Source organism: Corynebacterium sp. NML140438, from assembly GCF_001875725.1.
Lineage (GTDB): Bacteria > Actinomycetota > Actinomycetes > Mycobacteriales > Mycobacteriaceae > Corynebacterium.
In genome coordinates this window covers 1-16191 of the sequence record NZ_MLCQ01000009.1, presented here as the reverse complement: position 1 = coordinate 16191, position 16191 = coordinate 1, and the positions used below count along the sequence as shown (strand labels likewise).

Here is a 16191-nt window from a genome sequence, read left to right as displayed (position 1 = left end):
TGGTGGTGAGCAGTGGGTGTTTGCGCCTGGTCGGGTGGGGTATCGCGATGATGCTGCCGAGATTGAGTTGGATGGGTGGGGTGTGGATTCGTTTGCGGATGAGGCTGCACCGACGTGGGACTGGGACACCCACAAGGTTTAGGCGTGTCCGAGCAGACTACAAGCCTCAGCCCAGAGCGCCTCGAACTCCTCTACGGCGATCGCCTTCGCGGAAATGCCCTCGAACTGTGGGTACAGGTCTGGGTGCGGAACGGTAGACATCGGCTGATTCGCCTGGCCGATCACTTCGCCATCGACGTAGATACCGGTGATGGTCTCGCTCGGGTCCAGCTCAATCATCCTCACCATCGTGCATTCGCGAGGGTTCAGCTCCTCAAGTTCCGCAATGTTGAGGAGCTCTCCCCCAAGATCCGGGGCGCTGTAATGAATCCGGACGTAATGTTTCACGTGAAACTACTCCTTCGAACTTGTCGGTCGAGCAAGGCGGGAGACGTACGCGGAGCACGTCATCAACTGAATCAGATGGTAGATCATCAACGGCACAATCAGCACACCGAGCTGCCCGCCACCAAAAATGACCGACGCCATCGGCAACCCCGCGGCCAACGATTTCTGCGTCCCGCACATCTGGACAGCCACGGTATCCGCCCTCGAGAACTTCAAAGCTTCCGGTACAACACGCGTCACCCACAGCATGACGCACACCAGCCCCAGAGCGAATAGAGAAAGGAAGATGAGCTCACGCAGAGAGACATTCGTCCAGACACCGGACACGACGCCGGCCGAGAACGCCGAATATACGACCATCCAAATGGAGCCGCGGTCGACGAGTTTGGTGGCTTTCCGCGCAGCGAGACCCGCGACACCAGGTACCACTGCCCGAGCGACCTGACCCAGCACGAACGGAACGAGCAATTGCAAGGCCACATTTCGGAAAACCGAAGCGTCAATATGAATTCCGTTGTCGGTGCCCATTAGGACCATAACGAGAGCGGGCGTCGCTACGACACCAACTATCGACGACAGGCTCGCCGCCACGACCGCACCCGGCACATTGCCGCGCGCGATCCCTGTCAGCGCGACCGACGACTGTACCGTGGAGGGCACAAGACACAGATACAGGATGCCTTGATATACGGGCTCCGAGACAAGGGCTGTCGCAGAGCGCATCACGATACCGATCAAGGGGTACGCCACGAACGTAAACGCCAAGATAACGGAGTGCAGTTTCCAATTAGTCAAACCTTGTAAGGCTTCGCGGGTGGAAAGACGTGCACCATAAAGGAAAAAGAGCAGCCCGATTGCAAGCTTGACGGCAATAGAAAACCCCTCGGCGAACGATCCGCGGGCGGGCGCGATGAATGCGAGCACCGCGGCGATGACGATGCCGAGGAGCAGGGGGTCGATACGGCGGAGAAAACCTGGCATGCACACATGATAGCGATGCAGGCCACGCCAGGCAGGCCGAGCAAGCAGCAGGTTTACAACGACGCGTTCAGCGTCTCGCCTTCCTCGGTCAGTTGCGCTGGGGTGAGTGGGTTCTGCGTTGGGCCGGAGACTGCGGAGCCGTCAATAATGCTGAAGACGGAGCCGTGGCCGGTGCAGCGGACTGTGTCGCCCTCGACCTTGGTGATTTTCTGGCCCTGATGCGGGCAGGTTTGGGAGTATGCGACGTACTCGCCGGCGGTTGGCTGGGCGATGATGAAGCCGTCGAGGATGACGGCGCTGCCGACGGGTACTTGGGTCTTGGCTACTTCGGCGGTTGGTTCAGATCCGCAGGCGGCGAGGAACGCGCCGGCGAAGGTGGTGGCGGTGCCGAGGAGGAACATGCGTCGTGAACAAGTCATGACCTGATAGTAGCCGCTTTCATCGCTACGACGTAGGAAGACAGCTCGGCTGTGAGGCTGTCGATGTCGGTGATGGGTCCGGGGGTTGGATGTGCATGAGAGGAGTATTTGGCCACGATGTTCGCGTTCGCGGAGCCGGTGATGGTGCCCGCCGCACCGGCTGCGATTGCTTCCGCGACGTGCGGTGGGGTGGAGATCCCGAACCCGAGCAGCACCGGGGCGCCACCGTAGGCCTGCACGTTGTCCACTACCTCGCGCAGGCCGTCGACGGAGGCTTCCTTGTCGGCGCCGGTCACGCCGTCGCGAGAGAGGGCGTAAATGTAGCCGCGGGATTGCGCGGCGACGCCTTTCAGGGTCTGCGGGCTGGCTTTGGGCGGGGCGATATAGATCGGGTCGATGCCGACAGCGATTGCAGCTTGGCTGAAGGATGCGGACTCACGCACCGGCACGTCTGGCAGGAGGACACTGTCTGCACCGGCCTCTTGGAACGCATCGTAGAGGGAAGCGAGCCCGCGCACGTAGGCGACGTTGGCGTAGATGAGCATGCCGATTGGCAGGTCGGGGTGGCGTCCGCGGATTGTGTGTACTTGTGCCAGCGCCTTATCGACGGTCGCTCCGCCATCGAGTGCCCGCACGTGTGCCGCTTGGATGGCGGGGCCGTCGGCAACGGGGTCGGTGAATGGGACGCCGAGCTCGAGGGCGTCGGCACCGGCGGTGACGACGGCGTCGATGATTCGGAGGGCGTCGTCGGGGTTGGGGTCCGAAAGCATGATGAATGGGACGAATGCCCCCTCTCCCCTCTCCTGGAGGGAGGCGAAGAGTGTTCCGTAACGTGACGTTGTAGGGGTGGACATGTTAGTTGGTCTCCTTTCGTGCATGTTCGACCCATTCCGGGTGTTCGGCGAGTGTTGCGCGGACGTGAGCGATGTCTTTGTCGCCGCAGCCGGAGAGGGAAACGAGAATCTTCAGCGGCTGCGCCTCTGCCGGATGGGACGCCGCGCGTTGCAGCGCGTACGCTAACGCGTGCGAGGACTCGAGCGCCGGGATGATGCCCTCGTGGCGTGACAGCAACTGGAATGCGCGGAGTGCGGCTTCGTCGGTCACGGGCACGTATTGTGCGTGGCCGGACTTGGCAAGGTGTGCGTGTTCGGGCCCGACCGCGGGGTAGTCAAGCCCAGCGGATATTGAGTAAGACTCAGTGATCTGGCCATCGCTGTCGCGCATCAGGTACGAACGCGTGCCGTGCAGAATGCCGACGGTCCCGGCCGCGATGGCGGCGCCATGCTTGCCGACGCCCACGCCCTCTCCCCCGGGTTCAACACCGACGATTTCGACGCCCTCTTCGTCGATAAACTCGGCGAACATCCCGATGGCGTTGGAACCGCCGCCGACGCACGCGCAGACCACGTCCGGTAGCCCACCCGTGCGCTCGAGCATCTGTGCTTTCGCCTCGGTGGAGATCACGCGGTGGAACTCCTTCACGATTTTCGGGAATGGGTGCGGTCCTGCCGCGGTGCCGAGGAGGTAGTGCGATTCGTGGAAGGTGGCGGTCCAATCGCGGAGCGCTTCGTTCACGGCGTCTTTCAGGGTGCCTGCCCCGGTGTCTACGCCAACCACCTCGGCGCCCATCAGCCGCATGCGGTACACGTCCGGTTCTTGCCGCGCCATATCGGTTTTGCCCATGTAGATGACGCAATCCAAACCCAGCAGCGCGCACGCGAGGGCGGTGGCGGTGTCGTGTTGGCCCGCGCCGGTCTCGGCGATGATGCGCGTTTTGCCCACCTTTTTCGCCAGTAGCGCCTGCCCGATGACTTGGTTCGTCTTATGCGCGCCGCCGTGCACAAGATCCTCGCGTTTGAGGAAGATGCGGGCGTTCGCGCCGTCGAGGGGAAGGTTTCGACATTCGGTGAGCGGGGTTGGGCGCCCGAGCTAGTCGCGGAGCAGTGTTCGGTATTCGGCCATGAAGGTTTCGTCGGCGAAGGCGTCGACAAACGCGCGCTCGAGTTGGTCAGGCGCCGGCAGGAGCGATTCGGGGACGAATTGCCCGCCGAATTCGCCGTAGTATGCGGGCAGGATGGTGCTGCCACCGTGGGTGTAATCAGTTATTGTTTGTCCTTGGGTAGTGGTAGTTGCCGATGATTGCGAAGGCCCGCCGCATGGCGCCCGCAAGGTTGCTGGGGTGCAGCCCGTCGGCGAGGAGCGAGTCGCCGCGCACCTCGTCGGGGATGTCGGCCCAGCGGAAGATCTCGGCGGAGCCGCCGACGCGCGCGTCAAGCACCAGCTTGTCGACGCCCCCTCGGATCCCGAGCGCTACCTCCGCCCCGGACTCCGCACTCATGGAGACCGCCCTCCAGAGTTCGACGCCCTCCCCTATTTCGGCGCGCACCCGCTCCACCAGTGAGCGTTCCGCCTCGAGCGAGCCCTGGTACGGAGCGTGGACCTGCACGGCGTTGATGCCTGGCTGGATGAGCTCGCCGTACCCGGACGTGCGGCGAGACTCCGCCACGTACCGCAACCCCGGCTCGTGGGTGATGATCTCCGACGATGTTTCACGTGAAACATTGCGCGGACTCGACTCCTCAAAGATAAGACCGCCGTACACTGCGCCCTCCGCCTTGGCAGCCTGTGCGTCACTCCACGATGTCAGTCCGCACACCTTGTTCGGCGCGTACACCAGCTCCGGGCAGCAAGGTCGATGTCCGGCTGGCTTGTCACCTGCGACTCTACCAAGAGCCCGTCCGAGTGCCCGCCGAGCTGGGGCACAGTCTCAATGAACCGGATCCCCGACTCAGACACCACCGCCGCGTCTGCGGGCGCCAACCGCACCAACCGTGCGGAGCGCGTCAGGTCAATCGACAGGTCGTGAAGGTTCCGGTGGTTCATGCCGAAGATCTTGGCCCCCCAAACGGGAAGACCGCACGGCTTCCTCCTTGTTGATCACCTCGGTGAGCACGTCCATTCCAAGTGACTCGGCGATGCCGGCGAGGTGGGCGTAGCTGGTGTCGTCAAGAATGGAGAGCATGAGCAGGATGGCGTCGGCGCCGAAGTAGCGCGCGGCGCAGACCTGAATTTCGTCGATGATGAAGTCCTTGCACAGCACGGGCAGGTCTGTGCTCGAGGCGACCGTGGCCAGGTGGTCGTAGTCGCCTCCGAAGCGCGAGGGCTCGCACAGGACGGAGATGCCCGCGGCGTAGTGCGAGTACACCGAGCACGGTGGGAAATTGCTTAGGGACTGTAATCAGCCTCCTCGTGGTGTTGCAACCATGCGTGCACGGTGCCGTCAGCAAGCAGGTTGAGGGCGTGGCTGACGCCGTCGGCGATGGTTGGCGCTGTGCCGTTCAGGTAGAACATCGCGCCCGCACCGGCGGCGACGGCCGAGCGGTGCACCTTCGGCCCCTCCCCCGCGCACGTCGCGCGGATCGCGGTGGCGTTCTCCACGCCGTCCCCGCCGCGCAGGTCCTCGAGCGAGCAGCGCTGCAGGCCAAGTTCTTCCGGAGTAAGCACGTACGACGTAATAGAGCCGTCGCGCCCCAGCTCCCAGACCTGCGATTCGCCATGCACGGCGAGCTCATCGGTGCCGACGTCGTGGACGACGAGCGCGCGCCCGCGCCCGAGCTCCCGCATGGTTTCGGCGATAAGCTGGCCCTGCGCTGGGTTCGCGATACCCATGATCTGGTGCTCCGGCCGCGCCGGCGAAAGCAGCGGGCCCATCGTGTTAAACAGCGTGGACACGCCGAGCGCCTCGAGCACGTCGGCAGAGCCGGACTTCGAGGACACCGATCGGTTGCCGCATTTCACCATCGGCACCCCGCCCGCGGCCGCTACCAACGATGCGGCGGTGGTGATGTTGATGGTGTTTGCGCCGTCGCCGCCGGTGCCGGCGGCGTCCATCAGCCCCTCCCCTGTTACGGGGAACGGCCGCCCGGCGGCGAGGAATGCGCGGGCTGCGCCGGCGATGTGGACGTCGTCGTAGTCGCCGACGGTGAGTGGGGTGAATGCTTCGATGGCCTCCTCGAGTGTCGGTTCGCGGTTGTCCAGGAATCGCTTGAGGATGGTGAGGGTCGTTCGGTTGCCATGGTTAGTTTCCTTTTTCACCTTGTCGACGCACCGACGTAGCATCGTCGGGCCTGCGGGTGTGAGGATCGATTCGGGGTGGAACTGCAGTCCGATGGTCATGCCGTCGAAGAGCCCGCACGCAAGGCCCTCCGAGGTCAGCGTCATGGTGTCCGACACCCCATGCACGGGCCCGCACGGCTGGACGGTGCCGCCGAAGTGTTCCACGAGGGCTTGGTAGCCGAGGCAGATGCCGAGCATCGGCACCTTGCCTTGCGCTTCGCGGATGAGCGTGGGCATGCAGCCGGCGTCGGCCGGGTACCCAGGGCCCGGCGAGAGCACGATCAGCGAAGGATCGAGCGCCAGTATTGAGTCAGTATCAACAGTGTTGCGGAACACTACTGACTCATACTCAGCAAGCGCGTCCACCAAGTTGTATACGAACGAGTCTTGGTTATCCAGCAGCACGATCATTTGCGTACCTCCAGTTCTGCGCCGGCGGACAGCGCGATAGCGTTGGGCACCGCGTACGCTTTGTGTAGCGTCTCGTTGGCTTCGGATTGCGGGTTGGAGTCGCGCGCCACCCGGGCGCCGGCCTGCACGATCGCCTTCCCACCGGTGACGTACGCGGAGCGGTCACGATGCAGGTGTCGAAGTCGCCGTTGCTGTCCAGGTATCCGACGGCCCCGCCGTAGGACCCGCGACGGGCGCCCTCCAGCGAGCGTGCCCATGTTCATGCACGCCCGGTACGCGTCCAGGTCCCGCGCCAGCCGCGCGGTGACTCGTGACACGAGGTGCATGACGCGCGAGTACCGGTCTACCCGCAGCAACTCGGCGACTCTCCGCGTGCCGGGCTCCGCGACGCGGGCGACGTCGTTGCGCGCGAGGTCCACGAGCATCGTGTGCTCCGCGACTTCCTTCGCGTCGGTGCGCAGCTGCAGCTCCTTGCGTATCGACGCCCCTTTGGTAAAACATGTACGGCGAAGGATTGGTGGCGCGCACCTGAAGGTACGCGGCGAAGGCGTCCGGGCAGTCGGTGACGAAGCTGCGCGTCGGGGATGTCGGCGTGGGCAACCAGGGTGCCGCCGACCGCCTCCGAGGGACGTGAGGGCGGGGCGGAGCGGCGTCGATACGCTCGGCGAGAGCGTCAATCCCAACCCTGCTGAGTGTCGCGGTGTGGGATTGGTGGTTGATGCGCAGGAGCACTTCGGCGAGGACGAACTGGTAGTCGGGGTAGGTGTTGGCGCCTTCGGCGACGGTCGGGAGCGTCTCGAAGGTTTCGAGGTAGTCGTAGGCGAACCCGCCGGCAAGGAACCCGAAGTTGCTGAGCGCGCGCAGCACCGCAACGGATTGGATGCCGGAGCGGGTGGTGATGTCGGCGGACTCCAGCAGGACCGTGTCGAGGGTCGTGGTGCCGTCGAGGTGTGCGAAGAGGCTGACGGTGTCTGCGTGGTACTTCACGCGGCGGGTGGTGTGTGAGCCAAGGCAAACGGCCCGCGGTGCTTGTGGTGTACAAACCGGCGGGCCGTTGTTGGGACTCTAGAACGTACTAGAAGTGGCGGCTCGCCGTGTTCGGGAGCCACCACCAGTTCTTCTGAGTCGTGAAAGCCATAGGTGCAAAGCTAGCGGAAAGATCGAGCGCTGTGCACAAACGAATACCGAGCGTAGTCGGTGAATACAAAGCGCCTACTGCTGCTCGTCCGCCCTCCCAGCGGCGCGGCGCAGCGCCCCGAGGTCCACGGCGGGCTGCTCGGCGGGTGCATCCGAGGCAGATTCGGAGGATTCCAGGGCGGCGTCGACAAGCGCGGCGGCGCGGGCCCCGAAGTTGCCGCCGACGGAGATGCTCACGAGCCCGGCGATGACCGCCACGGCGACGAGAATCCACATCCACCCGTGTGCAATAAATGCAAAGGCGGCGCCGATGGCGAAGGCGACTGCGGCGAGGACCCAGAAGGGTCCGGTGACGCGGTGGGCTTGGCGCCAGGTGGACTCGTGCTTGCGAACTTCCGGGACCCGCAGCCCGATGACGCCGTTGCCGGGAAGCTTCCCGGCCGTCGCGAGGATGCCCGGTATGAGAAGCGCCACAGTGAATACTATAAGGAGTATCCCAATGATAGTATTTATGGAACTTGTGTCAGAAAATGGCCCATTAGGGCTCTGTGCAAGCAACATACCGTATAGCATAACCATCACAGGTTTTTCACCTGTGGATCTGTCCATCGCCTCGTATTAAAGGTGCAACAATGAAATCGAAAGTGTTGAGCTCACTGCTCTTCTGGATTGTCGTGGCGATCGTCGCCGGCTTTCTGTGCAGTTTTTTCTTTCCTGACTGGCTCGCGCGCGTCTTCGTGACGTTCAATGGCCTGTTCTCGAACTTCCTGGGATTCTTCGTCCCGATCCTCATCTTCTCCCTGATCGCCCCCGCCATTGCGGGCCTGGGCAAGGGTGCGGGTAAGTGGTTGGGCATCACGGCCGGGGTCGCCTACGGATCCACGATCATTTCCGGCCTGATTGCCTGGGGTGTGGCTTCAGCACTCTACCCAACGTTGCTGGCTGGTACGCAGCTGCGTACAGATATCGACGACCCCTCCGAGGGCGGCCTGTCCCCGTTCTTCGAGGTGGAGATGCCCGCACCGTTTGAGGTGATGTCGGCGCTGCTGCTGGCGTTCGTGATTGGTATCGCGATGACGACGGTGAAGTCCCGCACGATGCACGAGGTGCTCGATGAGCTGCGTGACGTGATCATGAAGGTGGTGCAGAGCTTCGTTATTCCGCTGCTGCCGCTGTTCATTTTCGGCACGTTCCTGAACCTGGCCATGAACGAGAACTTCGGTTCGACGATGGCCGCGTTCGGCGTGGTGCTGCTGCTCTCGGTCGGCATGACGATCGTGATCGTGCTTGGCCAGTACCTGATCGCTGGTGCGGTGGCGGGCCAGAACCCGTTCGTGGCGCTGAAGAACATGCTGCCGGCGTACTTCACGGCGCTGGGTACGTCTTCGTCGGCGGCGACGATTCCAGTGACGTACGAGTCCACCTTGAAGAACAAGGTGGACGAGAACGTGGCGGGCTTCATCGTTCCGCTGTGCGCGACGATTCACCTGTCCGGTTCGATGATGAAGATTACGCTGTACGCCCTGGCGATTGTGTTCATGGCGCAGCTGCCGATCACCGGCGGCGCCGTCGTCGGCTTCGTGCTGTTGCTTGGCATCATGATGATTGCGGCGCCGGGCGTTCCTGGTGGCGCGATCATGGCTGCGGTTGGCCTGCTGCAGGCGAACCTGGGATTCGACGAGTCGATGATCTCTCTGATGATCGCCGCCTACATTGTGGTTGACTCCTTCGGCACCGCGGCGAATGTGACCGGTGACGGTGCGATCGCGATGATTGTGAACCGTTTCGCGAAGGGCAAGATTGTCACGCAGGATATGGAACGCGCTAAGGAGATTCAGGCGCAGGACGCCTAGTCGTTAGCGAGCCCTCGCCCGAGCGGTGCCGCGACGAGCAGCTGCACAAGAAACAGCGTGAGCGCTGGCACCGCGAAGAAGTAGGCGGGAATCCACACGGCAACTGAGGTCCATAGCGGCAGGGATGCCGCCGCCCCGATGCACAGGAGTGCGCCAAGGGTGCGTGGCAGTTGCTGGAACGTGAGGATCACGGAGCGCCCCAGGGTTTCGCCCAGGGGCGCTTTTTGTTGCCCTTCTGAGGTCGCCTGGAGGTCCAGCTGCGCCTGGAGCGCGAAGAACCACACGCTGATGCCGGCGATGATGAGGATGCCGGACAGGGTGAGCCCTTGCGTGAGGTTGAGGAGGGGGCCGTCGATACCTGCTTGAAAGATGACCCACTGTTGGTAGGCGCAGCCGAGGCCGAGGGCGACGAGGATCCCCCACCACTGGGTGGACGCGCCGCCGAATGTGCCGCCGCCGTAGCGGAACTCGCGGAGGTAGTGCAGCCCGTAGCGGGAGCCGCGACCTTCGACCATGTAGCCGGTGACGACGTTCGCGGCTCGCAGGGCCATGCCGCCCGTCACGATAGGCAGGCTGGACAGCACGAAAAGCATGTTGACAATGACAATGTCCGCCATCAAGGTGAAGGCGGACATAAATCGAGAATCGGGGTTGAAAAGGCTCACGCCTTGAATGTTATCCCTTCACGGCGCCAGCTGCGACACCTTCCACGATGTGCTTCTGGGAAGCCATGTAGAAGACGATGATCGGGATGATGGCGAGCACGAGCATTGCCATCATCGCGCCCATGTCGCGGTTGCCCTGGGATCCAACGAACTGCTGGATGACCACTGGGATGGTGCGGTATGGGGTGGACAGGCCGATGACGAGGTATGGCAGCAGGTAGTCGTTCCAGACCCACATTGCGTTGAGGATGGCGACGGTCACTGCGGTTGGCTTGAGCATCGGGAGGACGACGCGGAAGAACGTTTGCAGTGGGCTGCAGCCGTCGATGGTTGCCGCTTCTTCAATCTCGAGCGGGATCGACTTGACGAAGCCGGCGAACATGAAGACGGACAGGCCTGCACCGAAGCCGGTGTAGAGCACCACCATGCCGAGCGGGTTCGCCAGGCCGAGGCGGTCGGCGATGGTGACGGTTGGGAACATCACCATCTGGAACGGGATGACCATGGAGAACACGAACAGGTAGTACAGCGTGGACGTCCACCACGTTTTCACGCGGGTGATGTAGTAGGCGGTCATCGAGGAGAAGAAGACGATGGAGGCGACGGAGAGGATCGTGATGGTGAACGACCACACGATGGCCCACGCGAAGCCTTCGCCTTGGATGCCGGTGATGTAGTTTTCGAATCCGGCCCACATGTCGCCGAGTGGGATGGCGAATGGGTTGTTGGAGATCGCGAACTTCTGCTTGAAGGAGTTCAGGAAGATGAACACGATGGGTCCGAGGAAGACCACGGTGAGGAACACCAGCACCGCGTAGATGAGTACTTTGGCTGGGCCGCTGACGCTCGCCTCGGAGGCTGTTGCGGGTGCCTTTGTTTTGGTTGCCATGGGTTATGCCTCCACTTCCTTGCTGCGTGTTGCGCGCAGCTGGAACATTGCGATGACGACGACCACTACGACGAAGATGACGGCCTTTGCTTGGCCGACGCCTTCGACGTTGTTGCGCAGGAACATCGTGTTGACGATGTTCAGGGCGACCATTTCGGTTGCGCCGCCTGGGGCACCGTTGGTGAGCGCGAGGTTCTGGTCGAAGAGTTTGAAGGTGTTGGACAGGGTCAGGAAGAGGCAGATGGTGATCGACGGCATGATCATCGGGATGGTCACGTGGCGGAGCATTTCCCACTTGGAGACGCCGTCGAGTTCTGCTGCTTCTACGAGCTCTGGTGGCACGTTCTGCAGGCCTGCGATGTAGATGATCATCATGTAGCCGACGAGCTGCCAGTTAATGAGGATGATCAGGCCGAGGTAGCCGTACTTCCAGTTGGAGACGATCGTGGTGCCGTATTGGGCGAGCACGGCGTTGATCATGGATTGCCATGTGTAGCCGAGGACGATGCCGCCGATGAGGTTCGGCATGAAGAATACGGTGCGGAAGAAGTTGGTGCCTTTGAGTTTCCGTGTCAGTGTCCAGGCGATTGCGAACGCGAAGACGTTGACGGTGATGATGGAAACGATGGAGACGAGGGCGGTGAATCCGAACGCTCGGACGAAGCCTTCTCGTGCTTGGAACGCTTGGACGTAGTTGTCGATTCCTACCCAGGTTGCGTCGGTGATGGTGTGGAAGCTGGTGAATGACAGCAGGAAACCAATGACGAATGGGGCAAGGAAGGCGATCAAGAACGCAAGCAGCGTCGGCAGTACGAAGAGTGGGAAATATTTCTTCAGTGATTGCTGCATTTGTGGTGCCTATCTGGGGAATAAAAAGCGCGGAGTGCGCTGTTCGCACACCCCGCGCTCTGGTTTACAACATGTTCAGTGCTTAGTTGGAGCCCTTTTCGGCCTTCCAGTCCTCGCTGAACTTAGCGACGACGTCTGCCCACTCCATGTTGCCGGATGCGTACTGGGCGAGGTTGCCACCGAAGTCATCCTTGAACTGCTGGGATGGGAAGAACTGGAAGTCCCAAGGCAGGGTGGTCAGCTCCGTGTTGGAGATGGCTTCCTGTACCTGGCGTGCCAGCGGGTCGGCTGGGACGTCGGTCTCCGTGTAGTTCTTGAACGGTGCGATGAAGCCGAGGTCCTCGATGACGTGCTTCTTGCCTGCCTCGGAGGTGAACAGCCAGTTCAGGAAGTCCTTGGTGGCCTGCTGGTCCTCTTCTGGGGCCTTGGCGTTGATGGCGAGGTAGTTCTCGGTGCCGACGTTGATGCCGGTCTTCTCCTCATCTGGGAGGCCCATGTACATCGGGAGGAACTTGATCTTGTCTTCCTTCACGACGTTGCCGTTGACGTCAGCGATCTGCGACCATGCCCAGTTACCGTTCTGGACGAAGGCTGCTTGGCCGAGCGCGAACTCTGCCATGGAGTCGGAGACTGCCTTGGATGGTGCCAGGGTCGGCGCGACGGTGGAGTTGTTCAGGTACAGGTCAAAGAGGTTCTTGAACTCCTTGTTGTACTTGAAGGTGACGTCGTCTGCGTCGGTGGTGCCGAGGTCCTGGAACTCGAAGTGCATTGGGCCGTTGGCCAGGTGGGTCTGCCAGCGCCAGTCCTCACCGCTGGTGAGGGAGGTGGAGGCGAAGGTGCCGTCGATGCCGAGCTCGTCCTTCTTTGCCTGCATGTCTTCGGCGAGCTTCTTCAGGGATTCGAAGTTCTTGACTTCGTCCATGGAAGCGACCGCCGGGTTTGGCAGTGCGAAGTACTTGTCGGTGATTTCCTCGTTGTAGATGATGCCGAAGCCTTCAACTGCAAACGGGATACCGCGTACGGTGCCGTCTTCCGCGGTGAGCGGGGTGACGTCCTCGTTGAGGTCCTGTGCGAGGGAGAAGTCGGACAGGTCTGCGGTGTAGTCCTTCCAGGTCTTGAAGCCGGTTGGGCCGTTCATCTGGAAGAGGGTCGGAGCGTCGGACTTGCCGACCTCGGTGCGCAGGGTCTGTTCGTAGTTACCGGAGGCCGCGGTGACGACCTTGACTGGGACGCCGGTTTCCGCGGTGTACTCTTCAGCGATTGCTTGGTAGGTCGCGTCCTGCTCAGGCTTGAAGTTGAGGAAGTAGACGTTCGGACCTGCCGTGTCGTTCCCGCCGCCACAGGCGACGAGGGCGGACGCTGCCAGTGCAGCGACAGCGGTTGAGGCGAAAGCTCGCGTGAATTTCTTCATGGGCCATCCTTCATGTGTAGCCGTGCTTCCTGCCAGCGTTACCTGATGCGGTTCACGGCGCGTTTTAAGGTACTACCTCAGCATAGTGACCTTGTGTGAAGCACGGCAAACATTATGGCCCCTGTCACATCTCCGGGGGTAATTTATAGACGATTGCCTCGTCCGGATGCCCCGGCAGCACATGGTCGAAATAGGACTGTGCCGCTTCGGTGAGGGTGACGTAGCGCTGGTCGTTTTGGCTCATGAACCAGCGGTGATCCAGGATTTCGTGGAAAATCTGGGCGGGTTCAAGCTTCTCGCGCAGCTGCGGGGGGATGAGCTCGATGATGGGTTCGTAGTTCTTCACCATCCAGCGGTGTGCCACCGATTCGAGGGGGAGCTTGCCGCCGTAGCGCACGGCGCGGTACACCTCCATCTCGCCGAGGAGGCGTTGCGCCTGCCGGTCCTGCACCTCCAGCCCGGTGAGCCGCAGCAGCTTTTTCTGGTAGAAGCCTGTGGAGAACACGGCCGGCTCGATGATGACCCGGTAGGTGTTCTCGCCGTCGTGCTCAATCTCGACTTCGCCGACGTCGAAGCCGAGCTCATTAATCCTTGCGACGCGCCCGGCGATCGCCCCGAACGCATCACCCTCGACGATGAGCTCCCCGGTCATCAGGTCCCACAGCTCGTTGTAGGTGGAGGCGATGTCGTTGCCGAGGGTGATGACGTCGACCTCTTCGCTGAGGTAGCCGCCTGCCTGCAGGTCCATCATCTCGCCAATGATGTTGACGCGGGCGACGTCGACGTCGTAGAGGCGTCGTCCGTCGGAGATGGGGTCGTGGAACTCGCCGGTTTCGGCGTCGACGAGGTAGGCGGAGAACTGGTCGGCGTCTCGCCGGAACAGGGTGTTGGAGAGGGAGACGTCGCCCCAGTAGAAGTGCAGCAGGTGCAGGCGCACCAGCAGCACCGCGAGGGCGCGCACCAGTTTGTTGATGGTGTCGACGGTGATGTCGCGGGAGAACACGTCGCGGTACGGGAGTGAGAACCGCAGGTGCTCCGTGACTAGGCAGGGGGTGAGCTCCTGCCCGTTTTCGTCGACGCGGTGCGTGATGACGGCGACGGGGATGACGCAGGGGGCGTCGAGCTCTTGAAGCCTCCGGAGCATGTTGTACTCGTGGTAGGCGACTTCCCCGCCGATTTCCTTGACTGCGAAGACCAGCCCGTCAGCCTCGATGAGGCGCACCGTATGTCGCGAAATGCCGCGGGGCAGCGCCGCGAGGAGGTCGGAGGACCAGTCCTCGAGTGGCTGCGCCCACGGCATTTTCAGCAGTGTTGGTGCGTAGACGGGCGAGACAACGCTGAGTTTCTCGCGCAATGTGTGTCCTTTAGATTCGCTGGCCAGTTGCCTTGCTGAAGACGTGGAGTCCGTCGTCAACGATCTGGACGTAGACGACGTCGCCCTTCATAACGCCTGACAGCGGTGCGGTGCGCACCACGATCTGGCCGGAGGTCTCTCCGTCGAGGCCCTCTTCCTTCCAGCCGCCGCCTGCGAGGTGGCCGTACAGGTAGGAGTCGGAGCCGAGCTCCTCCACGAAGTCGATCTCGACCGGGATGGAGTGCTGCGCGTGCTCGTCGACGACCTCCAGGGACTCCGGGCGGAAGCCGAGGATGACCTGGCCGTCGTCTTCCACGGTGAGGTTGGAGATGTGCTCGTCGGAAAGCGGGATGGAGGCGCGGCCGAGCTTGGCCACCTTCTCGTTGAGGTCAACGTCGAAGGTGGACAGGTTCATGGCTGGGGAGCCGATGAAGCCTGCGACGAAGACGTTGTTCGGGTGATCGTAGAGCTCACGCGGGGTGCCTACTTGCTGCAGGACGCCGAAGTTGAGCACTGCGATGCGGTCACCCATGGTGAGGGCTTCCGTCTGGTCGTGGGTGACGTACAGGGTGGTGACGCCCATGCGACGCTGCAGGTTCGCGATCTGGGTACGGGTCTGCACACGCAGTTTCGCGTCCAGGTTGGACAGTGGCTCGTCCATAAGGAAGACCTGTGGCTTGCGCACGATGGCGCGGCCCATTGCCACGCGCTGGCGCTGACCACCGGAGAGGGCCTTCGGCTTGCGGTCGAGGTACTGGGTCAGGTCGAGGGTCTTGGCTGCCTCTTCCACTCGCTTGTCGATCTCGGCCTTGTCCATGCCGGCGATCTTCAGCGCGAAGCCCATGTTCTCGCGCACGGTCATGTGCGGGTACAGGGCGTAGTTCTGGAAGACCATCGCGATGTCGCGGTCCTTCGGGCTGACGTGGGTGACGTCGCGGTCGCCGATGCGGATGTGGCCTTCGTTGGTGTCCTCGAGACCTGCGAGCATGCGCAGCGCGGTCGACTTACCGGAGCCGGACGGGCCGACGAGGACGAGGAACTCCCCGTCCGCGATTTCAAGGTTGAGCTTGTCGACACTCGGCGTGGTCGCACCCGGGTAGATGCGCGTTGCGTTGTCGTAAGTTACTGATGCCATGTGGTCCTCCATCGGCAGGTACGTGCCGAACGTTCCGTAGTGGGGATAAGGTACTCCCTTAACCTACCATCTGGAATCACAAGTCCACACTTGCTATGTCACAGCTCACACTCGGGGTACCCCCGTTACGTCCTACCCCCCGGAAGGGGTTAATGTTGCGTGATGTGTACGCATTTCCCGGCGCTTTTATCTATTTGGCATGATCCAAGGTCAACGCGAATTTAAGAGAAAGTTAAGAAATGTTCGTGGTCCCGTGTCTTTAAAGTTCGGGAGGATTTTCTTTGGGGTATTCCCTTTTCCCTGCAGATTCCATATACTCCCAAGTAGAGAAATTCGAAGCAGAGACCCGGCACCTAGAACACGAGGTGCCGGGTTTTTCATCTTCTTAGATTATTTTGGGTTAAGGGTCAAAATGTGTGTCTGGCTCGGCGTGTCGCGGGGGTTAGATTTGGCCTTTTTGAATGCCGATTGAGTGGGTGTAGTCGGTGTCGATAGCGTTGTCGTAGAGGGCTGGGCGTCCTGTT

General features: G+C 62.0%; 13 protein-coding genes and 4 pseudogenes. 1 reads left to right on the top strand and 16 read right to left on the bottom strand.

The genetic code is table 11. The features are described 5' to 3' along the window. Window positions 1–138: 138 nt before the first annotated feature. The 10 genes and pseudogenes from BJP08_RS01665 to BJP08_RS01610 all read right to left on the bottom strand — a co-directional run bounded on the left by BJP08_RS01665 (window position 139) and on the right by BJP08_RS01610 (window position 7985). On the bottom strand, window positions 139–447 hold the full coding sequence (locus BJP08_RS01665) for a hypothetical protein (protein ID WP_071567966.1): 309 nt from the start codon (window positions 445–447) through the stop codon (window positions 139–141). A gap of 6 nt (window positions 448–453) precedes the next feature. Then, the gene (locus tag BJP08_RS01660) at window positions 454–1428 is read right to left on the bottom strand and encodes a bile acid:sodium symporter family protein (protein ID WP_071567965.1); all 975 of its coding nucleotides are present in this window, start codon (window positions 1426–1428) and stop codon (window positions 454–456) included. A gap of 53 nt (window positions 1429–1481) precedes the next feature. Further along, window positions 1482–1829 (bottom strand): Rieske (2Fe-2S) protein, encoded by a 348-nt coding sequence (locus BJP08_RS01655; RefSeq protein WP_071567964.1) that lies wholly within the window; start codon window positions 1827–1829, stop codon window positions 1482–1484. A 14-nt stretch (window positions 1830–1843) separates the two neighbouring features. Continuing rightward, a complete protein-coding gene (gene trpA / locus BJP08_RS01650) occupies window positions 1844–2701 on the bottom strand; it encodes a tryptophan synthase subunit alpha (RefSeq protein WP_071567963.1) in 858 nt (285 codons plus the stop codon). 1 nt (window position 2702) lies between these two features. Continuing rightward, a pseudogene (trpB, locus tag BJP08_RS01645) lies at window positions 2703–3953 on the bottom strand (tryptophan synthase subunit beta). After that, window positions 3946–5052: pseudogene (gene trpCF, locus BJP08_RS11170) on the bottom strand (bifunctional indole-3-glycerol-phosphate synthase TrpC/phosphoribosylanthranilate isomerase TrpF); the annotation flags it as partial. The pseudogenes trpB and trpCF, both read right to left, overlap by 8 nt. A gap of 20 nt (window positions 5053–5072) precedes the next feature. After that, window positions 5073–5942, bottom strand: a complete 870-nt coding sequence (locus BJP08_RS01625) for an anthranilate phosphoribosyltransferase (RefSeq protein WP_369816365.1) — start codon at window positions 5940–5942, stop codon at window positions 5073–5075. Then, window positions 5931–6374, bottom strand: a pseudogene (locus BJP08_RS11765) (anthranilate synthase component II); the annotation flags it as partial. The gene BJP08_RS01625 and the pseudogene BJP08_RS11765, both read right to left, overlap by 12 nt. After that, window positions 6371–7361, bottom strand: a pseudogene (locus BJP08_RS11555) (chorismate-binding protein). The pseudogenes BJP08_RS11765 and BJP08_RS11555, both read right to left, overlap by 4 nt. A 225-nt stretch (window positions 7362–7586) precedes the next feature. Further along, window positions 7587–7985, bottom strand: a complete 399-nt coding sequence (locus BJP08_RS01610; RefSeq protein ID WP_255364725.1) for an SdpI family protein — start codon at window positions 7983–7985, stop codon at window positions 7587–7589. Window positions 7986–8143: 158 nt separating this feature from the next. Here BJP08_RS01610 and BJP08_RS01605 point away from each other — a divergent pair, with 158 nt between their 5' ends. Then, a complete protein-coding gene (locus tag BJP08_RS01605; protein ID WP_071567959.1) occupies window positions 8144–9364 on the top strand; it encodes a dicarboxylate/amino acid:cation symporter in 1221 nt (406 codons plus the stop codon). Here BJP08_RS01605 and BJP08_RS01600 read toward each other — a convergent pair. The 6 genes from BJP08_RS01600 to BJP08_RS01575 all read right to left on the bottom strand — a co-directional run bounded on the left by BJP08_RS01600 (window position 9361) and on the right by BJP08_RS01575 (window position 15667). Continuing rightward, window positions 9361–10029, bottom strand: coding sequence for a hypothetical protein (locus tag BJP08_RS01600; RefSeq protein ID WP_143109979.1), 669 nt, complete (start codon window positions 10027–10029; stop codon window positions 9361–9363). The genes BJP08_RS01605 and BJP08_RS01600 overlap by 4 nt on opposite strands. A gap of 10 nt (window positions 10030–10039) precedes the next feature. Further along, a complete protein-coding gene (locus tag BJP08_RS01595) occupies window positions 10040–10918 on the bottom strand; it encodes a carbohydrate ABC transporter permease (RefSeq protein WP_071567957.1) in 879 nt (292 codons plus the stop codon). Window positions 10919–10921: 3 nt separating this feature from the next. Continuing rightward, window positions 10922–11767 carry a carbohydrate ABC transporter permease gene (locus BJP08_RS01590; protein ID WP_071567956.1) on the bottom strand — a complete coding sequence of 282 codons (846 nt, stop codon included), beginning with the start codon at window positions 11765–11767 and terminating at the stop codon, window positions 10922–10924. A gap of 82 nt (window positions 11768–11849) precedes the next feature. Next, window positions 11850–13178, bottom strand: a complete 1329-nt coding sequence (locus tag BJP08_RS01585; RefSeq protein ID WP_071567955.1) for an ABC transporter substrate-binding protein — start codon at window positions 13176–13178, stop codon at window positions 11850–11852. Between the two features lie 124 nt (window positions 13179–13302). Further along, window positions 13303–14532 carry a DUF4032 domain-containing protein gene (locus BJP08_RS01580; RefSeq protein ID WP_071567954.1) on the bottom strand — a complete coding sequence of 410 codons (1230 nt, stop codon included), beginning with the start codon at window positions 14530–14532 and terminating at the stop codon, window positions 13303–13305. A 10-nt stretch (window positions 14533–14542) separates the two neighbouring features. Further along, window positions 14543–15667, bottom strand: coding sequence for an ABC transporter ATP-binding protein (locus BJP08_RS01575; RefSeq protein WP_071567953.1), 1125 nt, complete (start codon window positions 15665–15667; stop codon window positions 14543–14545). Window positions 15668–16191: the final 524 nt, after the last annotated feature.